The sequence below is a fragment of the Martinezella lusitana genome (assembly GCF_014207095.1).
GTDB lineage: Bacteria > Pseudomonadota > Alphaproteobacteria > Rhizobiales > Rhizobiaceae > Rhizobium > Rhizobium lusitanum_B.
Map to the genome: position 1 here is coordinate 62,311 of NZ_JACHBG010000007.1, position 17,090 is coordinate 79,400.

Here is a 17,090-nt window from a genome sequence, read left to right on the forward strand (position 1 = left end):
AGCGACGAGGGAGTTGGCCTCCGATAGGAGGCGCCGCCATGCGGCTATAACAAGGGGAATGAGTGAATGAACAAATTTCTGATTATTGGCACGACGATCAGTCTGTTGATGGGTACCGCGGCGCGGGCCGACGATCTGACCTTTGCTGTTGCCGGACCTTTGACAGGTCCGCTTGCGACCATCGGCGATCAGTTCAAGCAGGGTGCGCAGGCGGCAGCAGACGCAATCAACGCCAAGGGCGGCGTGCTTGGCCGCAAGATCAAGCTGCAGCTCGAAGACGATCAGTGCGACCCGAAGCAGGCTGTTTCGGTGGCCAACCGCATTGTCGCAAATGGTGTACAGTTCGTCGACGGCCATGCCTGCTCGGGCTCGAGCATCCCGGCTTCGGCGATCTATGCCGAGAACGGCACCTTGATGATGAGCCCGGCATCGTCGAACCCCGCCCTGACCGATCAGGCCGCCGCCAAGGGCTGGACCAACATCATGCGTCTCTACACGCGTGACGATGCCCAGGGCGCCTTCATCGGTCCCTGGATCGCAAAGCAATATGCCGGCAAGAACGTCGCGATCCTGCACGACAAGACCGCCTATGGGCAGGGTGTTGCCGATGCCGTCCGCGCCACCATGAACAAGGCCGGGCTCAAGGAAATCATGTATGAGGGCATCAATCCTGGCGAAAAGGACTACAACGCCCTCGTCACGAAGCTGAAGAACGCAAAGGTCGATGTCGTCTATTTCGGCGGGTACCATCCGGAGGCCGGCCTCATCCTGCGCCAGTCTGCCGAGGCGAGCTACAAGTTCCAGCTGATCATGCCTGATTCCATTGCCTCGCCGGAATTCTGGCAGGTTGCAGGCCCGGCTGGAGAAGGCACGCTGTTCGTCTTCCCGTCCGATCCGCAGTCAAAGCCCGAGGCGAAGGAAGCGGTTGCGAAGATCCAGGCCGGCGGCTTCAAGCCGGAAGGCTTTACCCTATTCTCCTATGCCGTCATTCAGGCATTTGCACAGGGTATCGAGCGTGCGGGCTCGGATGATCCGACCAAGGTTGCTGCTGCCCTTAAAAACGGCAAGTCGATCGACACCGTCGTTGGAACGGTCACCTTCGACGAGAAGGGCGACCTGAAGAATGCCAGCTACGACATCAACCGCTGGAGCAATGGCGCCTACGCCCCGATCGCCAAATAAGATCGCAACGAACAAATAACCGATGCCGCGTTCGTGCGGCATCGAACTCCAGATGCGACGCGGTCATATTGTGAAGATCTCTTCCTGGCCGCGTGTGCACATTACAGTCGCGAACAAGCTCGTGTTCGCAAGAATGAGGGCGGGATCAGAGGAGATCCCGCCCTTATCGTTTATTCTGGACTGTAGCTTACTGCCAATTCGCGCCGACGCGCTCCGGCTGTCCGGCGAATGCTCCGGGACGATCCAACCCGGTCGCGACGACCGACACCCTGAATACGCCGTCGAGGTTTCGATCGAAGATCGCTCCGACGACGATGTCGGCGTCATCGAGAACCTCGTCGCGTATGCGGCTGGCAGCCTCGTCCACCTCGAACAGCGTCATATCCATTCCGCCGGAAATCGAAATCAGTACGCCTCTTGCACCCTTCATGCTCATATCGTCCAGAAGCGGATTGGCAACGGCAGCCTCTGCCGCCTTCAAGGCGCGGCCCGGACCCGATGCTTCGCCCGTTCCCATCATGGCGCGGCCCATGCCGCGCATGACGGTTTTGACGTCGGCAAAATCGAGGTTGATGAGACCTTCCTTGACGATCAGATCCGTGATGCAGCTCACGCCAGCATAAAGAACACGATCGGCGGTCATGAACGCATTGGTGAAGGTCGTGGTGGCGTCTGCGATGCGAAACAGGTTCTGATTGGGAATGACGATGACGGTATCGGCGCTCTCGCGGAGCCGCTCGATCCCTTCTTCGGCGGTGCGCATGCGGCGATTGCCTTCGAAGGTGAAGGGCTTGGTGACGACGCCGACCGTCAGAATACCTGCTTGGCGCGCGACCTTGGCGATGACCGGAGCAGCCCCTGTGCCGGTGCCGCCGCCCATTCCAGCGGTGATGAAGCACATATGCGTTCCGTGGAGATGATCCATGATCTCATCGATGGTTTCCTCCGCCGCCGCCCGACCGATCTCGGGAAGGGAACCTGCGCCAAGACCCTCGGTGACCTGAGCTCCGAGCTGAATACGTCGTGTCGCCTTCGAGGTCGAAAGCGCCTGCGCATCCGTGTTCGCGGCGATGAACTCGACGCCCTGCAGCTCTTCGGCGATCATGTTGTTGATTGCGTTGCCGCCACCGCCACCGACCCCCACGATGGAAATCTTGGGAATGACCCCAGATATTGGTGAGCGGATGTCGGCCATGAAGAACTCCATTGTGTCAGGTCACTCAAACGGGATCGCTTGAAGCCCCTAAATAGACACCTTGGCGATTCGCTGAAAGAGACCGATGGTAGCGCGTAACATGGGCGCATTGCGGCGAAAACCGGCCATCCCCACAATTTAACGGGTTGTTCCTTCGATCACGGAGTATGGCCGGACGAGCAATCAGTTACAACCGCAGATATCTCTGATGCTCTCTATGGCTTACTTGTTCAAGACTGATGGCGGCCCATGTTGTTTCGTCCGACGCCAAGGTGCGTTGCGATCAGCGTGCCCGGCGCCTTATGGATCCGGCGTGATTGCTGGCGGCCTGGTTCGGCCGGCGTAAAGTTGAATGAAGGTACTCGCAGCATTGCGCGCGCGTGCCGCGATCTCCATCGGTTGCGGGCGCTCTGCGACACCCAGCAGAAGGCCGATCAGCAGATCGCCCCATAGAAGCCCAAGGAATTGCTCGGCCCGCTCGGCGGGAGTGCCGTCAAGCAGATCGTCCTGCGTTGCCAGGAGCATGATCCGGCGCAATGCGCTGCGCGCCGCCTCGCGGCCAATCGTGTCGAGCGTCAATGCGACCTCGGGCGCCCGGGCCGCCTCGGCGATTGCCAGCCTGAAGATTGCGATAACCGTTGGATCGCTTATTTCGTGAACCAGCCGGGCGCCGAAAGACGATAGGACCTCCGCGAAGGTTTCGCGATCGCGTGGGGTCGGCAGATCGGCGGGAAGTTGCAGCCGCCCGGCCCGACTTCGGATGCAGGCGACAAGCATTTCCTGCTTGTTGCCAACGAGCGAATAGAGCTCCCGTTTCGATGCGCGTGCCTGCGTGGCGATTTCGAGTGTGCTGGTCGCCGCATATCCGTTCTGTGTGAATGCTGTGAAGGCGGCCTCAAGAATTCGCTCGCGAACCGCGGCTTCGCCGCCTCGTCCTTTACTTCGTATCGATCCTGACGGCGCCATTGATCTTCCTTGCTTGACATTGGTACCGCCAGGTACCAGATTGGATGGTACGAGACAGTACCAAATGTGGAAACGACTTTCTGCCTCATAAGATAATCCAGCCTTTCGCACATAGCAGAGATCGGGCGCGGTCTCATGACTGAAGGATCGGGGCACCGGTAAGCAACGCCAACTGGGAGTTTCTGAACAATGTCACCTGCAGTGATCTTCAGCATACATCTCGTTTTGGGCTACGTTCCATGGCTGCTCTGTTTCAGCGCGTATTTCTGGCCAAGGCTCAGAACGATGGATCATGTCGAGGCGCAACGCGCGATCGCAGTCCTTCACGGTTTCCGTTTTTTCGGTCTCGTCTTCATTGTCCCCGGCGTCGTAGGGTCTGCGCTGCCAGCTGAATTCGCCACGTTCGCCGCCTATGGCGATTTCGCAACTGGGATCCTGGCTATTCTCGCGCTATTGACGATCAGGCTACCTGCTGTCTTCTGGCCGCTCGTCATCGGATACAATCTTGTCGGAATGGTGGATATTCTGGTCGACTACTATCATGGCGCGCGTTTCGACCTTCCGAGCCTGTCGGGGCAGCTGGGAGCCGCATATGCGATCCCGATCATCTATGTACCACTGCTCATGCTCACCCATTTCGCCTCGCTTTACCTGCTCCTACATAGCAGGCACAAAAAAGACCGCATCCTGGAGAGCGGAGCGATGTCGTCTTAGCCTGTCGAGCACTCAGAGATTGCGGTCGAGCGCAAGCAAGCGGCGGCAATCTCTGTCGGAACCTTGATGATATCTGCAGACCGGATCGGGGAAACTCTCGCACCGATGGATCAAGAGCACGACCGGCATCGAGCCTTGGATTTCCTCATCCCTGAAACGTGTCGCCGCCGCACGCTTTTGCCGCATAGAGCGCCTGATCCGCTTTTGTAAAGAGCGCAGTCGGCGTCTCTCCCTGCGCAAAGGCAAGCCCAATCGACGCGCCGATGCTGAAGCTGGATCCGGAGCAGTTCATCGGCGCCTTTGCGGCGCTCACCAGTCGCTTTGCTACAGTTTCAATGGCAGACCGGTCGATAGCGGGGCTGAAGAGGACAGCAAATTCGTCTCCGCCAATGCGGGCAATCAGATCGGCGTTCTGACATATGGTTGTCAGTCGACGGGTGAATTCGATCAGGCATTCGTCCCCGACGCCATGCCCGAGCGTATCGTTGATCTGCTTGAACTGGTCGAGGTCAATGAGCATCAGCGCTCCCCCTGATCCATGGCAGATCTTGGTAAGTTGCACCTGAAATTGAGTGCGGTTGGCAAGACCTGTCATCACATCATGTTCGGCAAGATGCCGGATATGCTCGAAGGCTGCTTTTTCCTCGGTAATATCCTGCTTGATGCCGAAAAGCACGAGCGGCTCGCCATTCCGACGTTCAACCGTCGCGAATATTCTGATCCATCTCTTTCCGATATCTGGTCCCCGGATCTCGGCGTCGAGCTTGAAGCCGGAACCGCTTTCAATCGCCTCACTGCGCAATTTTTCCAGCCGGACCAGCGATTCCTCGGTATAGCTTCTTAAGATATCGCTGCGCACAAGCCCGCGGCTGTGTTGAAGGCCGAACAGATCATAGGTTCCGTTGCTCCAGGTCAGTTGATCGCCCGGCAATTTGCACTGCCACATGCCCATGGACGCGGTCACCGAGGCGCGCTCGAAGAGTTCTGCACCGGCCAATGCGGATTCCACCTCACGGAGCAGGGTAGTCTGCTGATCGATCTGCCGACGCAATTGCCAGACAGCTCGTCTGTCGAATGGGCCTTTCAAGACGGAGTGGAGGCGCTCCAGCAAGGCGTAGAAGGCGGCTTGTGGCGCAGATGCTAGATGGCGACTGGAATGGAGGCTCAGTTCAGTGTCTTCTGCTGAATTTTCCATGTTTTCGCCGACTTGTGAGTATGCGCCTCTACCGACAATCCCTACCCTGAAATCGTTAATCTCCGATGAGAATTCGCAATGCCCCCATTCGAGACGGACCACGCGAATCCCCGTAAAGAAAGGGGTCGAGCAGATCTTCCAGCCTGTTCTCACCGCAACTTCGATCCGCTTGCTGCTGAAACACCATTCTGGTGCGTCGTCAACTAAAGCAACCGCAGGTACATGATTGTCGCGCTCTGTGGGAGAAATGGCCCGGTAGCGGCAATCAAGGATTAAATCTATACAGAAGTACAACCGATAATTATATTTTGCTGTTGAGGTCCCTGGTTAGGAAAAACCGCAGAAATATTGCCAATCTATCCATTTCCGTCAAGTGACGGGCGGGGAATACTGTCGCGATATTTAGACGATTTTTAACCATCTTCTAATAGTTCGGAATCTGGAGTGTCTTCGCTCCGACACTGCCATGACGGCATGATTCCAAACACAGACATGCCAATGTCGTGCGAATGAACCGCGCGCGAACCGGTAGTGCTATAGGGGGGTTCTTTGCGAACACGTCTCAATCTCATGACCAAGATCCTGCTGGCGGCATCGCTGGCGGTCATCGCCGCCTTTTGTGGCTTCTCGGTCTATATCGATAATCTTCAGCGCACGACCATTGCCAATGGCGTTGCCGCAGAGATTGACTCATCGGGCGAGCTTGCCGCGACGGGGATCGCAAACTGGCTGAATGCCCGTGTCATGCTGACCGACTTTGCAGCCGACGTTGCGCGTAAATCGGATAGCGAACAGGACATTCTGCGTCGCTTCGACAATCCGTTGATGTCGCGGGAATTCGCAATGGTCTATTTCGGCAATGAAGCTGACGGAAGCTTTGCCCGCTTGCCAGCCGGTGAGATGCCGAAGGGCTTCGACCCGCGCAAGCGCGGCTGGTACAAGGATGCGGTCAAGCTTGACGCTCCCTTGTTGACCGATCCCTATAAGGATGCCTCTACCAATGCGCTCGTCATCAGCGCGGCCATTCCGGTCAAGCGCGATGGCAAGCTTCTTGGTGTCGCCGGTACCGATTTTCCGCTGAAGGGATTGCTTGGCATGATCGGGCAGGTCGATCTTGGCGGCATGGGCTCGGCCTTCCTAGTCAACAGCTCGGGAACGGTGCTTGTTCATCCGGACGGCGCGCTGGTGTCCAAATCGCTGACCGATGTGTTTCCGCAGAATACCCCTTCCATCGACGGCAGGGGCGTCATGGAAACCCAATTGGGTGGCAAGTCCGTTCTCGTCAAGTTCATGCCGATCAAGGGGCTGCCCGTAAGCAATTGGTATCTCTGTCTCATCGTTGACCGCGATGTCGCCTATGCGGCTATCGACAAGTTTCGGGTCGCTGCGGCGATCGGCACCGGCGTCAGCGTTCTCGCCATGTTGGGCGTGCTCTATCTGCTTCTTTCGACGCTGGTCATCAAGCCTGTCGTTCGCATGACGGGAATGATGAGCAAGCTTGCCCGTGGTGACGTCTCTGAACAGATTCCGGATGCAGACAGAGTGGATGAAGTTGGGCAGATGGCCGCAGCTGTCGCCGTCTTCCGAGAAAACATCATCGAACGGGGACGTCTCGCGCGGGAGGCCGAGCAAAACGAGGCATTGAGCGAGCAGGAACGACGCGAGCGCGAAGCGATCAAAGCGGAAGAAGCTCGGAACATCAACCTTGCCGTCAATGCCGTCGCAGACGCTTTGGGTCGGCTTGCCGATGGCGATCTGGTTTCGCGCATCGCAACGCCGTTCGCCGGAGATCTCGACCGGCTGCGCAATGACTTCAACCACTCGGTTTCGAAGCTACACCAGGCAATGTCGACCGTCGGCGAAAAGGCGATGGCCATTGACGGCGGCGCCAGCGAGATCCGCGCCTCTGCCGACCAACTGGCACGGCGCACCGAGCAGCAGGCGGCCTCCGTCGAAGAAACCGCGGCGGCGTTGGAGGAGATCACCACGACGGTGCGGGATTCCAGCCGCCGAGCAGAGGAGGTGGGCTTGCTTGTTGCGCGTGCGCGCACCGGGGCGGAAAAATCCGGCGAAGTCGTGCGTCGCGCGGTCTCCGCTATGCAGGGGATCGAGCAGTCCTCCGGCGAAATCTCCAACATCATCGGCGTGATCGACGATATCGCCTTCCAGACCAACCTGCTGGCGCTCAATGCCGGCGTGGAGGCTGCCCGGGCCGGCGAGGCCGGCAAGGGATTTGCCGTCGTCGCTCAGGAAGTGCGCGAATTGGCGCAGCGTTCGGCCAATGCGGCAAAAGAGATCAAGGCGCTGATCACGACTTCGGGTGACCAGGTGAGATCGGGTGTTGCTCTGGTCGACGAGACCGGTGCTGCACTGGAAGCGATCGTTCGCGAGGTGCAGGAAATCAATGCCCATGTCGATGCGATCGTCCTTGCCGCCAGAGAGCAGTCCACCGGTCTTCAGGAAATCAACACCGCCGTGAACACGATGGACCAGGGTACGCAGCAGAATGCCGCCATGGTGGAAGAGCAGACGGCGGCAAGCCACGGGCTTGCCGTCGAAGCACAGGCGCTCAACACCCTGTTGGCTCAGTTCCAGCTCAATGGCGCTGGTGCCGCCCTGCAAGCCACGCATTCGCGGATGGTGCGAGCCGCGTAGGCATGGTGCGTTTGTCTCACAGCTCTTCTGCCGAATTGGCAGAATATGCCTGTTGAACCGCCGAGCACTTTGCTAAGTAAAGTCGAGCGCCTCACTTTCATGGTGGGGCGCTTTTTTATTGGCGTGCGCTATCTCAGACGATAGCGAGCGATTTTAGGAGACGAGAAATGCAAGTGGCTCATGCACCGGAACTCACCATATGCGGCATCGAGGAATTGCCTGCACACAGTGCCCGCAAGGTGACGCATGTGTTGTCGATCATTGATCCCGACCGGGCCGAGCTTGACGCCTTTGCCGCCTATGGGCATCATGTCCGCACCACGTTGCGTTTCCATGACATCATCGCCGAGATTTCTGGCCAGATCATGCCGGCGCCCGATCACGTCGCAGAGGTTCTGAAGTTCGGTGAGGCTTTCCTCTCTCGCGCCGACCGCGAGGCGTCGAGCCATGTTCTGGTGCACTGCCACATGGGGGTCTCCCGTTCGACGGCGGCAATGATGACGTTGATGGCGCAGGCCAATCCGGATGAGCCGGCCGAGGCGCTCTTTGCTCTCCTTGCAAAGATCCGCCCACAGGCCTGGCCGAACTCGCGGATGATCGCCTTTGCGGACGAGCAGCTTGGCCGCCGTGGCGAGTTGACGGCGGCGTTGCGCCGCCACTATGGGCGCCAGATCAAGCTTCAGCCGGAGCTCGGCGAGTGGATGAACAGGCTTGGCCGTCAAGCCGAAGTCGATATGGCGCTATAAGGCGCTTGAGACTTGTCGACGCCGCGCACCGGCAAGTCGGCGCGCGTCGCGCATCCTCCAGCTGTGTCGGAGATAGTTCGTCCTTCAGAGACGCGCGAGCCAGGCATTCAGCATCCGCCGAATGGCGATGGCTGCCGTTTCCTGGCGTGTAAAGGCCCAAACCGTGTGGGCGCCCTGCCACAGAGCGACCATCTCCCATCCAAGGCGGTTTGCTTCCTTCGGATTGTCGGATAGGCGACGGCCGAGCGCCTTGGCAAGGTTGCTAAGCCAGGCTGCACCGCGGGCTCGCAATTTGGGGTTGCGTATGTCTTCCCTCAACAGCAGCAATCCGTCAGTCGCATCACGTTCGGCGGTCTCTGCAGGCATCAGGCGCATAAGAAGGTTCACGGCACCTTCCGGTGTCGGTGCTGCTTCGGCATCGGCGGCGGCCGTCTCTGCTTCCAGTTTTTCCCAGGCCTGCATCAGGATCGCTTCGACAAGCGTCTCCCTGTCACCATAGCGTTGCACAAGGGCTGCGGGGGATAGGCCGCAGGCCTTGGCGCTTCTTGCGAAGGTAAGGCCGTCAGGCCCTGTCTCCACGATCAGTTCGACAAGAATATCGAGCAAGCGCTCGTCGGAAATCGTCTTGTGTCTTGGCATGTTTATTTATAAATGTATATTTAGTTATTAATCAAGGGAGAAAAGTATGGCGAGAATTCTGGGCTATATCGCAACCAGTCTGGACGGGATGATCGCCGCCGAAAACGACGACCTTGAATGGCTTTTCAAATATGAGGGCATGGACCTCGGCGAGCACGACTACAGCACCTTCCTCAAACGTATCGGCACCGTGGTCATGGGGCGCGGCACCTATGATTTCATCGCAAAGGATCCGTCGCCCTGGGCTTACAGCGACCAGCGCGTCATGGTGGTTACGTCTCGGCCGATCGATGATCCCAAAGGAGTTCTCCTTCTTCGCAGCGATGTCGATGCTCTCATTGCCGAGTTGCGCGCATTGACGGATGGAGACGTCTGGATGCTCGGCGGCGGACAGTTGCAGATGGCTTTCCTGGAACGAGGCGCACTCGACGAGATCGAAATTTATGTCATGCCCGAATTACTCGGCAGCGGTCGACCGCTCTTTCCGTCTACCGGCTTTCGCGCAAGTCCGAAGCTTGTCAGTGCCAAGGCGATCGACAAGGGTTGCGTGCGGCTGCACTATAGAATGGACGTCGGATAAATGGTCCTAAAGAGCGGGTAGGTTGCCACTGTGGGAATGCCGCTCTTGACGACTCTGTCGAAAACTTGGCCAGAGTGCAGCTACCGAACGTCCGTCCTGGCCCGGATAGCCTGTCGCGAAACAGCGTACAGAGTCATCAATGGTGAGGAGGGTTCCGATTGGCCATTCGGTGAGCTGGTGCGTTGCCGTTTCGGCAATGAAAGAGGCGAAAATCAGCGCTTCTTCAGAACGCCCTTGTTTGCCATAGTTTGCGGAAAGCGCCCTTGAGAGCGCTGTGAGGCGAGCATCATGGCTTACGTAATTACCGAACCCTGTATCGATACGAAGGATGGAGCCTGCACGGTCGCATGTCCGGTCGACTGCATCTACGAGGGCGGTCGGATGTTCTACATCCAGCCCGAGGAATGCATCAATTGCGGCCTCTGTCTTTCCGTCTGTCCGGTCGACGCTATCTTATGGGACGAGGAGATGCCGGCGGAGCGGCTCTTCCTGCGTGACGTCAATCGCGACTTCTTTGCTGACGATGTCACAGGCTGGCGCGCGCCCGGCGGCTGGGACAAGAGCCGTACGACCAACCTCGATCATCCTTTCGTTGCGGCCTATCGCGGCCAGTCTGAAAATCGACACTAGTATACTGGGAGGAGCCTTTCATGACGCAGACCCGGATTGCCGGCGTAATTGCCGCCGTACCGACGCCTTTCGACCATCATGGCGACATCGATGCCGGCGCCTTCACCGAGCATGCCCGCTGGTGCCTGGCCAATGGTTGTGACTTCCTGAACGTGCTCGGCACGACAGGTGAGGCCAATTCCCTTTCGGCTGACCAGCGGAGCGCCCTTATGACCAAGGCCGCTCAAGGATTGGACGGCGGGAGGCTGATGGTCGGTACCGGTACGCCCGATCTTCAGACGACAGTGGCATTGACCCGCCGGGCCTTCGATCTCGGTTTTGCGGCGGCTCTCGTCCTACCACCCTATTACTACAAGCCGGTTGAGGAAGATGGTCTGTTTGCCTGGTTTGCCGAGCTTGTGCGAATGACGACGGAAACACCTATTCCGATCTACCTTTACAACTTCCCGCAATTGACCGGCATCGAATTCTCGCCGGCTTTGTCTGCCCGCCTTGCGCAGGCATTTCCGCAGCGGATTCATGGGGCGAAGGATAGCTCCGGCAATCTCGGCTATGCTCGCGAGCTTGCAAAGATTGAGGGCTTCGGCGTGTTCCCGAGCAGCGAGGCGGTGCTTGCTGATGCCGATCGTGATGGTTACGCTGGCTGCATCTCCGCAACGGTGAATATCGATCCTCTCTCGTCACAGCAGTTGTGGCGGGATCAGCAAAATGCCGGGCTGCTGGACGAGGTCGGTGGCCTGCGGCGTGCAATCGCCGCCCATCCTCTCATTCCGGCGGTCAAGCATCTTGTCGGCAGGCGCACCGGGAATGCAGTCTGGAACAAGGTCATGCCGCCGCAGCTGACGATCACAGACAGGAAGAGGCTCGACGCTCTCGATACATTGCATGTCAGGGCCCTAGCTGACGCATGATCTTGCTTTGGCTCGGTTTCAGCTGACACCGGGCCAAGACGCATAATAGGCGCGGGTTGCTGCGGACAGAGCATGGACGAGCGGCCTTTGCCTTTCGAGCCTCGGCAGATCGGCTCTCGCCTGTGATACGAGTTCGGCCCGCGCTGCATCGAAATCGACGCGCGAGAGCTCGCCGTTGCGCATGATCTCCCGCCCGGCAACGACAAGTCGGGTGGCATAGCGTGCACTCATGCGGTTCAACAGGATTTCCGCTTCGTCAACATCGTCGAACAGTGCGTCGGAGATCAGCGCCTGATAATCGACGATCGTGAAGTCCGCCGCATCCGTCGCATTGATCACCCGGCGGCCGACTTTGATCGCCGCGTCGAACAGGCGGCCCGCCGTCAGCTCGCGGGTCAGGCCACATTCGCCCTGAAGCAGGTAGAGGAGCCGCATTTCCCGCCATAGATCCTGATCGTCGTCCAATCCGGTGCCATCGAGGCCGATGGCAAAGGCTAGGCCGCCATGTTCGATCGTAGATGCGATCGGAGCAATACCCGAGCGCAGGCGCAGATTGGCCGAGGGATTGCTGACCAGTTGCACGCCGCGTTCGGCAAGCAGCTCCAGTTCATCCGGGCGCAGCTGAACGCCATGGGCAATGGCGAGACGCGGCGATAGGAAGCCGATCCTGTCGAGATAAGGGACGATACCATCGGGAAAACGTCGATCAAGCCATATGCGCTGACGCGGGCTCTCAAGCAGATGCATATGAATGCGTCGGCCATGAAGCGCCGAAGCCTCGGCAATCGCCTCTAGAAGCGCGTTCGAGCACCATTGCGGCCCGATAGGTCCATATTGCACGTCGACCAGTGGGCTCGTATTTGCCGCGGCAACGGCCTCGACAGCGGCGAGCTGTGTTTCGACGGATGCATAATTGGGAATGGTTCCGGAAAGCGCATGCCAGTCATCTTCGCTCAGAAAAGGCTGCAATCGCTGCGGACCGCCATCATAGGCCCATGCGTCATGGTCGAGCAGCGGGCAGGAGAGGGCAAGCCGAATGCCGACATCGCCAGCGGCTCGCATGACCGCGCCCGCCTCATCGACCAGATGGTCGGCATTCAGGGAGTTGTGACAGTGCATTGTCGCGCCGATCCCAGTTTTTGCGAGCCGGCCGAAAGCGACGAGCGCTTCGAGGTAGGGATCTGTGCGCGGTCGAAGTCTGAGGCCCGGTATCCATACCTCAAGCGCGTCATCAGGGGCGCTGAAATCGAGAGTGCGAATGCCATAGCCATGGTCATGGGCATTGACGGGCGAGGGGAGGATGAGATCGCCGGGCTTGAGAGGAACGGATTGGAGCGTCGGCGGCAGGTCAGCCTTTTGAGCGCATCGCTCGGCGGGGGCATGGCCCGGGTCGAGCAGCAACCGCACGGACATGGGTATTTCCCTTCATCGTGAGACCAGCGTGTTGATCTTGCCGGCGAATTTCGACAGTTCCTCGCCCATCGACTGGGCGACGACCTGTGTTGCATGGGTGAGCTGGCGACGGCGCGAGACGACGATGCCGACTTCGAGGTCCTGCAGCTTCGATCCAGCGATCGAGAGCGCGACCGCATCGCCGGCTTCCAGCTCGCGCAGCAGCCCGAGCGGTGTGAAGAAGGCGACACCTTCGCCGGCAAGGATCATCGGCTTCAGCATCATCTGATTGTTCGTCGCGACAAGTGTGCGTCCTACGCGGTTGAGCGCGCCGAGCTCGACTGCGATCATCGAACTCATCACTTCATTGTCGAGCTGCAGCAGCATGTTGAACTGGGCGCATTCCTGCAGTGTCACTGACTTTTGCCGGGCAAGTGGATGTGTCTTGGCGACGATCGCCATCAACGGCATGCGCACGCCATGGATCAGCTTCATGTCGTGCGGTCGGGCAAGATCGAAGGTGACGCCGATGTCGACGTCACCTTCGGCGAGAAAGCGGAATATATTGTTGTAGTTATCGGTGCGGATGCGAAAGTCGACGGCCGGATGCTTCTTGTGAAAGCCGGAGACGAATTCCGGCAGGAACTGGATCGCCAGGCTGTCCAGGGCGGCGATATGGACGCGGCCGGTATTCTTGCCGTGAAGATCGCCGAGATTGGACTTCATGATCTCATATTCGTGCAGCGTCTCCTTGGCGTGGCGCAGCACGATTTCGCCGGCCGATGTCAGCCGTAAGCCATCGGAAAAGCGTTCGAACAGCGGGGTTCCGAGCTCGTCTTCCAGTTTCTTGATCTGGCGGCTGACGGCCGAGGTCGCGACATGCAGCTCCTCGGATGCCTTACGGATCGATCCGGAGCGCGCGACCTCGGCAAAATACTTCAGGATGCTGGCATGCATGAAAAGCCCTCGGCGATCTCGAAGCTATAGCACGCCTATATGCCGCGCCAAACGGGCGCTCGCTTCTCCCGAAATGCCGCTACACCTTCCATGGCGTCCTCGCTTTTCAACGCCTTGATGAGCGCCGGCGTCCTGAGCGCTTGAGCCTCGGCCGGGCTCAAATGTGCGGTGCGATTGACCGTCTGCTTGATGGCGCGCAGCGACAATGGCGCACAGGCGACGATGTCGGAGGTCCAGCGATCGACGGCGGCATCGAGTTCGGCAGCCGACACAACCTCGTTGATGATGCCATAGCTTGCCATTTCCTGCGCGCTGAACTGCCGACCGGTCAGCATCACGGCCATGGCGCGGTTGAAAGGGATCTTGCGCTGGAGGAGCACCATGCCGCCATCGAGCGGCATGCGGCCGACGCGAGCTTCAGGCAGACCGAAGCGTGCCGTTTCCACGGCGATGACGATGTCGCAGCCGAGCACCATCTCGAATCCACCGCCAAGTGCATAACCATTGACGCGGGCAATCACGGGCACGTCGAGCGAGCGACGGAAGGCAAGGCCGCCGAACCCGTTTTCCCGACCGACCGTCCAGTAGTCGACACCCGAACTGCCGCTGCCGCCCTTCAGATCGGCGCCTGCGCAGAAGGCCTTCTCGCCGGAGCCGGTCAGCACGACGCAGCTGATGTCGTCGCGTCTCTCGATCTCTGTCCAGATCGCCTCAAGTTCCGCTTCGGTTTCGGCATCGACGGCGTTCATCCGGTCGGGCCGATCAAGCGTGACGCGGGCGACGCGGTCCTTTATTGTGAAGGAGACGCTCATGCCGCGTCTCCCTGTACTGCGGAAAGCGAGGCCAGAATCTCGTCATTGTGCTGTCCGAGCTGCGGTGGCGAAATCCGCACGGTCACCTGGGCAGCGGACATGTCGATCGGCGAACCGATCAGTCGGATCGGACCGGCTGCGGTTTCTCCTGCCTCGAGGATCATTTTATTGATAATGGTCTGCTCGTCCTTGAGTGCCTCGGGCAGCGAACGCACGGGTGCGCAGAGGATGTCGACGCCTTCCAGCCGTGCGATCCAGTGGTCGGTACTGTTCCTGGCGAAGTTCTCACGAAAGATGGCCTGCAGCTCCGGCCGCCGCGCCATCTGTGCATCGAAATCCTTGTATTGCGGATATTGCGAGAGGTCCTCGATCTCGAGCGCCTCGCAGATGTCGCGCAAGGGATTTGGCTTGAAGGCGCCGACCATGACGATTGCGCTGTCCGTCGTCTCGAAGACGCCCGTCAGCGGGAAGGCCCCCCAATTCAGATCCCTCTGCCGCATCAGATGCGTCGTGCCTTCCTGCATCTGCATGGCGATCATGGAGTTGTAGAGGCTGACGGCAACCTGCTGGCCTTCGCCTGTCTTGTCGCGTTGTAAAAGGGCGAGCAGAATGCCCTGGACGAGATGCATGCCGGCGGAATAATCGGCGAGCGGCGTCGCATAGATCGACGTTGGGTGGCTGTTGTCTGACTTGCGGCGCATGACGCCGGAAACCGCCTGCGCCAGTACATCCTGGCCGCCTTTGTGCTGATAGGGGCCGGTCAGCCCAAAACCGGTACCGACAGCATAGATCAGGCGAGAATTGATCTTCTTCAGGTCTTCATAGCCGAAACCCATGCGCTCCATGACGCCAGGTCGGAAGTTGTTGACGACCACATCGGCCGTTTCGAGCAGCGCCTGGACTGTCTTGCGGGCGCTTACCTCTTTCAGATCCAAGGCCAGGCTCTTCTTGTTGCGGTTCAAGGAGCAGAAGACCGGGTTGTTGAGCCCGTCGGGATCTGAGCCGAGCGACCAGCGCGAGAGGTCGCCGATCTTCACCTTCTCGATCTTGATGACCTCGGCGCCATAGTCGGCCAGGACCTGCGTGCAGGAGGGGCCGAGCATCACCTGGGTGAAATCGATCACGCGGATTCCGTCGAGGGGTAAAGTCGTCATTCTGCTGCCTCCAAATATGTCGCGTTTTCCGAGGGAATGTCGCCGGGATCGGCGCCCTGGGCCCGCATCTGCTTCTGAATTGCCCGGATATCGGCCTTGCGCACGGTCGTCCCGGCGTTGAGGGCAACGGTTGCGGCGACACCTGCCGCTTCGCCCATTGCCATGCAGGGGGGGATCTCGCGGCTGGATTTCTGCGCCTGCGGTGTTGCCGAATAGTGCCGGCCAGCAACGATCAGCTGGTCGACCTCCTTCGGCAGCATGGAGCGATAGGGCGTGTAGTAGTCGCGGCCGCGGCAGACCGTGTCGGTGAAATGGCGGCGGGTCATGACGTCGTCCTTCGTCACGACATAATCGCCCTGCAACAACCGCGTTTGGCGCACACCGGTCTGCGGCGCGAAATCGACGACATAGGCATTTTCGAAGCCCGGCATCTTTTCGCGAGCAAAGTCGAGCAGCTTGGCGATCCGCGCGCGGCCTTCCATCTCCGCCTTGGTCAGGTCTTCGACCTTGAGGCCGCTTAGCGTTGGCATATGCGGGCAGTTCAGCCAGACGACGCCTGGCAGCGGCGTCTTCAGCCACCAGAAGGACCAGCACCCGCCGATCAGCCGTTTGGCTTCGTGATCGAGCGCCTTGAAAGCTTCGGGCTCCTGATGCTCGAAGCGCTCCGCCGCTTCCGTATCGACCCCGCCCCAGCGCGACACCGTCGTCAGGATGAAGTTGGAGTCGACATGGGACGCGCCGGCGCTTGCCGCGACATCGAGATCGCCTGTCGTGTCGATGACGACATCGCCGAGGATCGCCTGCATGCCCTCCTTCGTCTGGCAGATCACGCCCTTGATTGCTCCACCCTCGACGATTGCCGAGGAAAACCAGCTATGGGTTCTAAGCTTGATCTTGGCCTCGCCGATCATGTCATAGGCGGCGCGCTTGAACGCGTCGGGATCGAAGGCTGCCGAAAAGCAGATCGGATGCGGCATCGACTGCGTATGGAAGTCGAAGAGGCCCCAGCGTGCCCATCGCTGCCAGGCTTCCGGTGTGTCGCGAAATTCGATCAGGCGATCGCGGTCGGTCGGCGTCACGCAGAGCCCCCAACGCTTCATCCGCTCGATCATCTCCATGCAGATGCCGCGCACGGTGATCTCAAGCTCGTTGATCATGTCGTCGAGCACCAACACCATTCCGCCGGCAGCAAGCCCGCCGACATAAGGATAGCGCTCAAGGAGAGTGACGCTTGCGCCGTTGCGCGCCGCTGACACCGCTGCTGCAATCCCGGCCGGCCCCCCGCCGACGACAACCACATCGGAGCGATCGACGACACGGATATCCCGTGCAGGCTGGTGAATAACCTGTTCCATTGGTGTT

16 protein-coding genes are annotated in these 17,090 nt (G+C 59.5%); 7 read left to right on the forward strand and 9 right to left on the reverse strand.

Going from position 1 to position 17,090, the window contains the following annotated elements:
- The first annotated feature begins 66 nt into the window (after positions 1-66).
- Positions 67-1,182, forward strand: coding sequence for a branched-chain amino acid ABC transporter substrate-binding protein (locus GGD46_RS16485; RefSeq protein ID WP_184705739.1), 1,116 nt, complete (start codon positions 67-69; stop codon positions 1,180-1,182).
- Positions 1,183-1,369: 187 nt separating this feature from the next.
- On the opposite strand, the gene ftsZ is transcribed toward GGD46_RS16485, so the two are convergent.
- Together ftsZ and GGD46_RS16495 are read right to left on the reverse strand one after the other, a co-directional pair.
- Positions 1,370-2,377 (reverse strand): cell division protein FtsZ, encoded by a 1,008-nt coding sequence (gene ftsZ, locus GGD46_RS16490; RefSeq protein ID WP_184705741.1) that lies wholly within the window; start codon positions 2,375-2,377, stop codon positions 1,370-1,372.
- 300 nt (positions 2,378-2,677) lie between these two features.
- Entirely contained in the window at positions 2,678-3,343 is a 666-nt protein-coding gene (locus tag GGD46_RS16495; protein ID WP_184705743.1) for a TetR/AcrR family transcriptional regulator, read from the reverse strand.
- Positions 3,344-3,532: 189 nt separating this feature from the next.
- Between GGD46_RS16495 and GGD46_RS16500 the strand changes: the two genes are divergently transcribed.
- The gene (locus GGD46_RS16500; protein ID WP_184705745.1) at positions 3,533-4,057 is read left to right on the forward strand and encodes a hypothetical protein; all 525 of its coding nucleotides are present in this window, start codon (positions 3,533-3,535) and stop codon (positions 4,055-4,057) included.
- Between the two features lie 145 nt (positions 4,058-4,202).
- On the opposite strand, the gene GGD46_RS16505 is transcribed toward GGD46_RS16500, so the two are convergent.
- Positions 4,203-5,354 carry a sensor domain-containing diguanylate cyclase gene (locus GGD46_RS16505; protein ID WP_313206306.1) on the reverse strand — a complete coding sequence of 384 codons (1,152 nt, stop codon included), beginning with the start codon at positions 5,352-5,354 and terminating at the stop codon, positions 4,203-4,205.
- Between the two features lie 447 nt (positions 5,355-5,801).
- Here GGD46_RS16505 and GGD46_RS16510 point away from each other — a divergent pair, with 447 nt between their 5' ends.
- Both GGD46_RS16510 and GGD46_RS16515 read left to right on the forward strand, forming a co-directional pair.
- Entirely contained in the window at positions 5,802-7,907 is a 2,106-nt protein-coding gene (locus tag GGD46_RS16510; RefSeq protein ID WP_281414655.1) for a methyl-accepting chemotaxis protein, read from the forward strand.
- A 167-nt stretch (positions 7,908-8,074) separates the two neighbouring features.
- Entirely contained in the window at positions 8,075-8,653 is a 579-nt protein-coding gene (locus GGD46_RS16515; protein WP_184705747.1) for a tyrosine phosphatase family protein, read from the forward strand.
- An 84-nt stretch (positions 8,654-8,737) separates the two neighbouring features.
- On the opposite strand, the gene GGD46_RS16520 is transcribed toward GGD46_RS16515, so the two are convergent.
- The gene (locus GGD46_RS16520) at positions 8,738-9,292 is read right to left on the reverse strand and encodes a TetR/AcrR family transcriptional regulator (protein WP_184705749.1); all 555 of its coding nucleotides are present in this window, start codon (positions 9,290-9,292) and stop codon (positions 8,738-8,740) included.
- 46 nt (positions 9,293-9,338) lie between these two features.
- Here GGD46_RS16520 and GGD46_RS16525 point away from each other — a divergent pair, with 46 nt between their 5' ends.
- From GGD46_RS16525 to GGD46_RS16535, 3 genes are all read left to right on the forward strand, one after another.
- Positions 9,339-9,872 carry a dihydrofolate reductase family protein gene (locus GGD46_RS16525; protein WP_184705751.1) on the forward strand — a complete coding sequence of 178 codons (534 nt, stop codon included), beginning with the start codon at positions 9,339-9,341 and terminating at the stop codon, positions 9,870-9,872.
- 288 nt (positions 9,873-10,160) lie between these two features.
- Positions 10,161-10,502, forward strand: a complete 342-nt coding sequence (fdxA, locus tag GGD46_RS16530) for a ferredoxin (RefSeq protein ID WP_184705753.1) — start codon at positions 10,161-10,163, stop codon at positions 10,500-10,502.
- A gap of 20 nt (positions 10,503-10,522) precedes the next feature.
- Positions 10,523-11,413 carry a dihydrodipicolinate synthase family protein gene (locus tag GGD46_RS16535; protein WP_184705755.1) on the forward strand — a complete coding sequence of 297 codons (891 nt, stop codon included), beginning with the start codon at positions 10,523-10,525 and terminating at the stop codon, positions 11,411-11,413.
- Positions 11,414-11,431: 18 nt separating this feature from the next.
- Here GGD46_RS16535 and GGD46_RS16540 read toward each other — a convergent pair whose 3' ends face one another.
- From GGD46_RS16540 to GGD46_RS16560, 5 genes are read right to left on the reverse strand one after another with little or no spacing between them, the layout of a single operon-like run.
- On the reverse strand, positions 11,432-12,832 hold the full coding sequence (locus GGD46_RS16540) for an amidohydrolase family protein (RefSeq protein ID WP_184706230.1): 1,401 nt from the start codon (positions 12,830-12,832) through the stop codon (positions 11,432-11,434).
- Between the two features lie 6 nt (positions 12,833-12,838).
- Complete coding sequence (locus GGD46_RS16545) at positions 12,839-13,762, reverse strand: LysR family transcriptional regulator (protein ID WP_184705757.1); 924 nt, start codon at positions 13,760-13,762, stop codon at positions 12,839-12,841.
- Between the two features lie 35 nt (positions 13,763-13,797).
- Positions 13,798-14,574: an enoyl-CoA hydratase-related protein gene (locus tag GGD46_RS16550; protein ID WP_184705759.1), complete on the reverse strand. Its 777-nt coding sequence runs from the start codon at positions 14,572-14,574 to the stop codon at positions 13,798-13,800.
- Complete coding sequence (locus tag GGD46_RS16555; protein WP_184705761.1) at positions 14,571-15,728, reverse strand: CaiB/BaiF CoA-transferase family protein; 1,158 nt, start codon at positions 15,726-15,728, stop codon at positions 14,571-14,573. Before GGD46_RS16555 ends, GGD46_RS16550 begins: the two co-directional genes overlap by 4 nt.
- A complete protein-coding gene (locus GGD46_RS16560; RefSeq protein ID WP_184705763.1) occupies positions 15,725-17,083 on the reverse strand; it encodes an FAD-dependent oxidoreductase in 1,359 nt (452 codons plus the stop codon). The genes GGD46_RS16555 and GGD46_RS16560 overlap by 4 nt, the downstream gene beginning before the upstream one ends.
- Between the last annotated feature and the right edge of the window lie 7 nt (positions 17,084-17,090).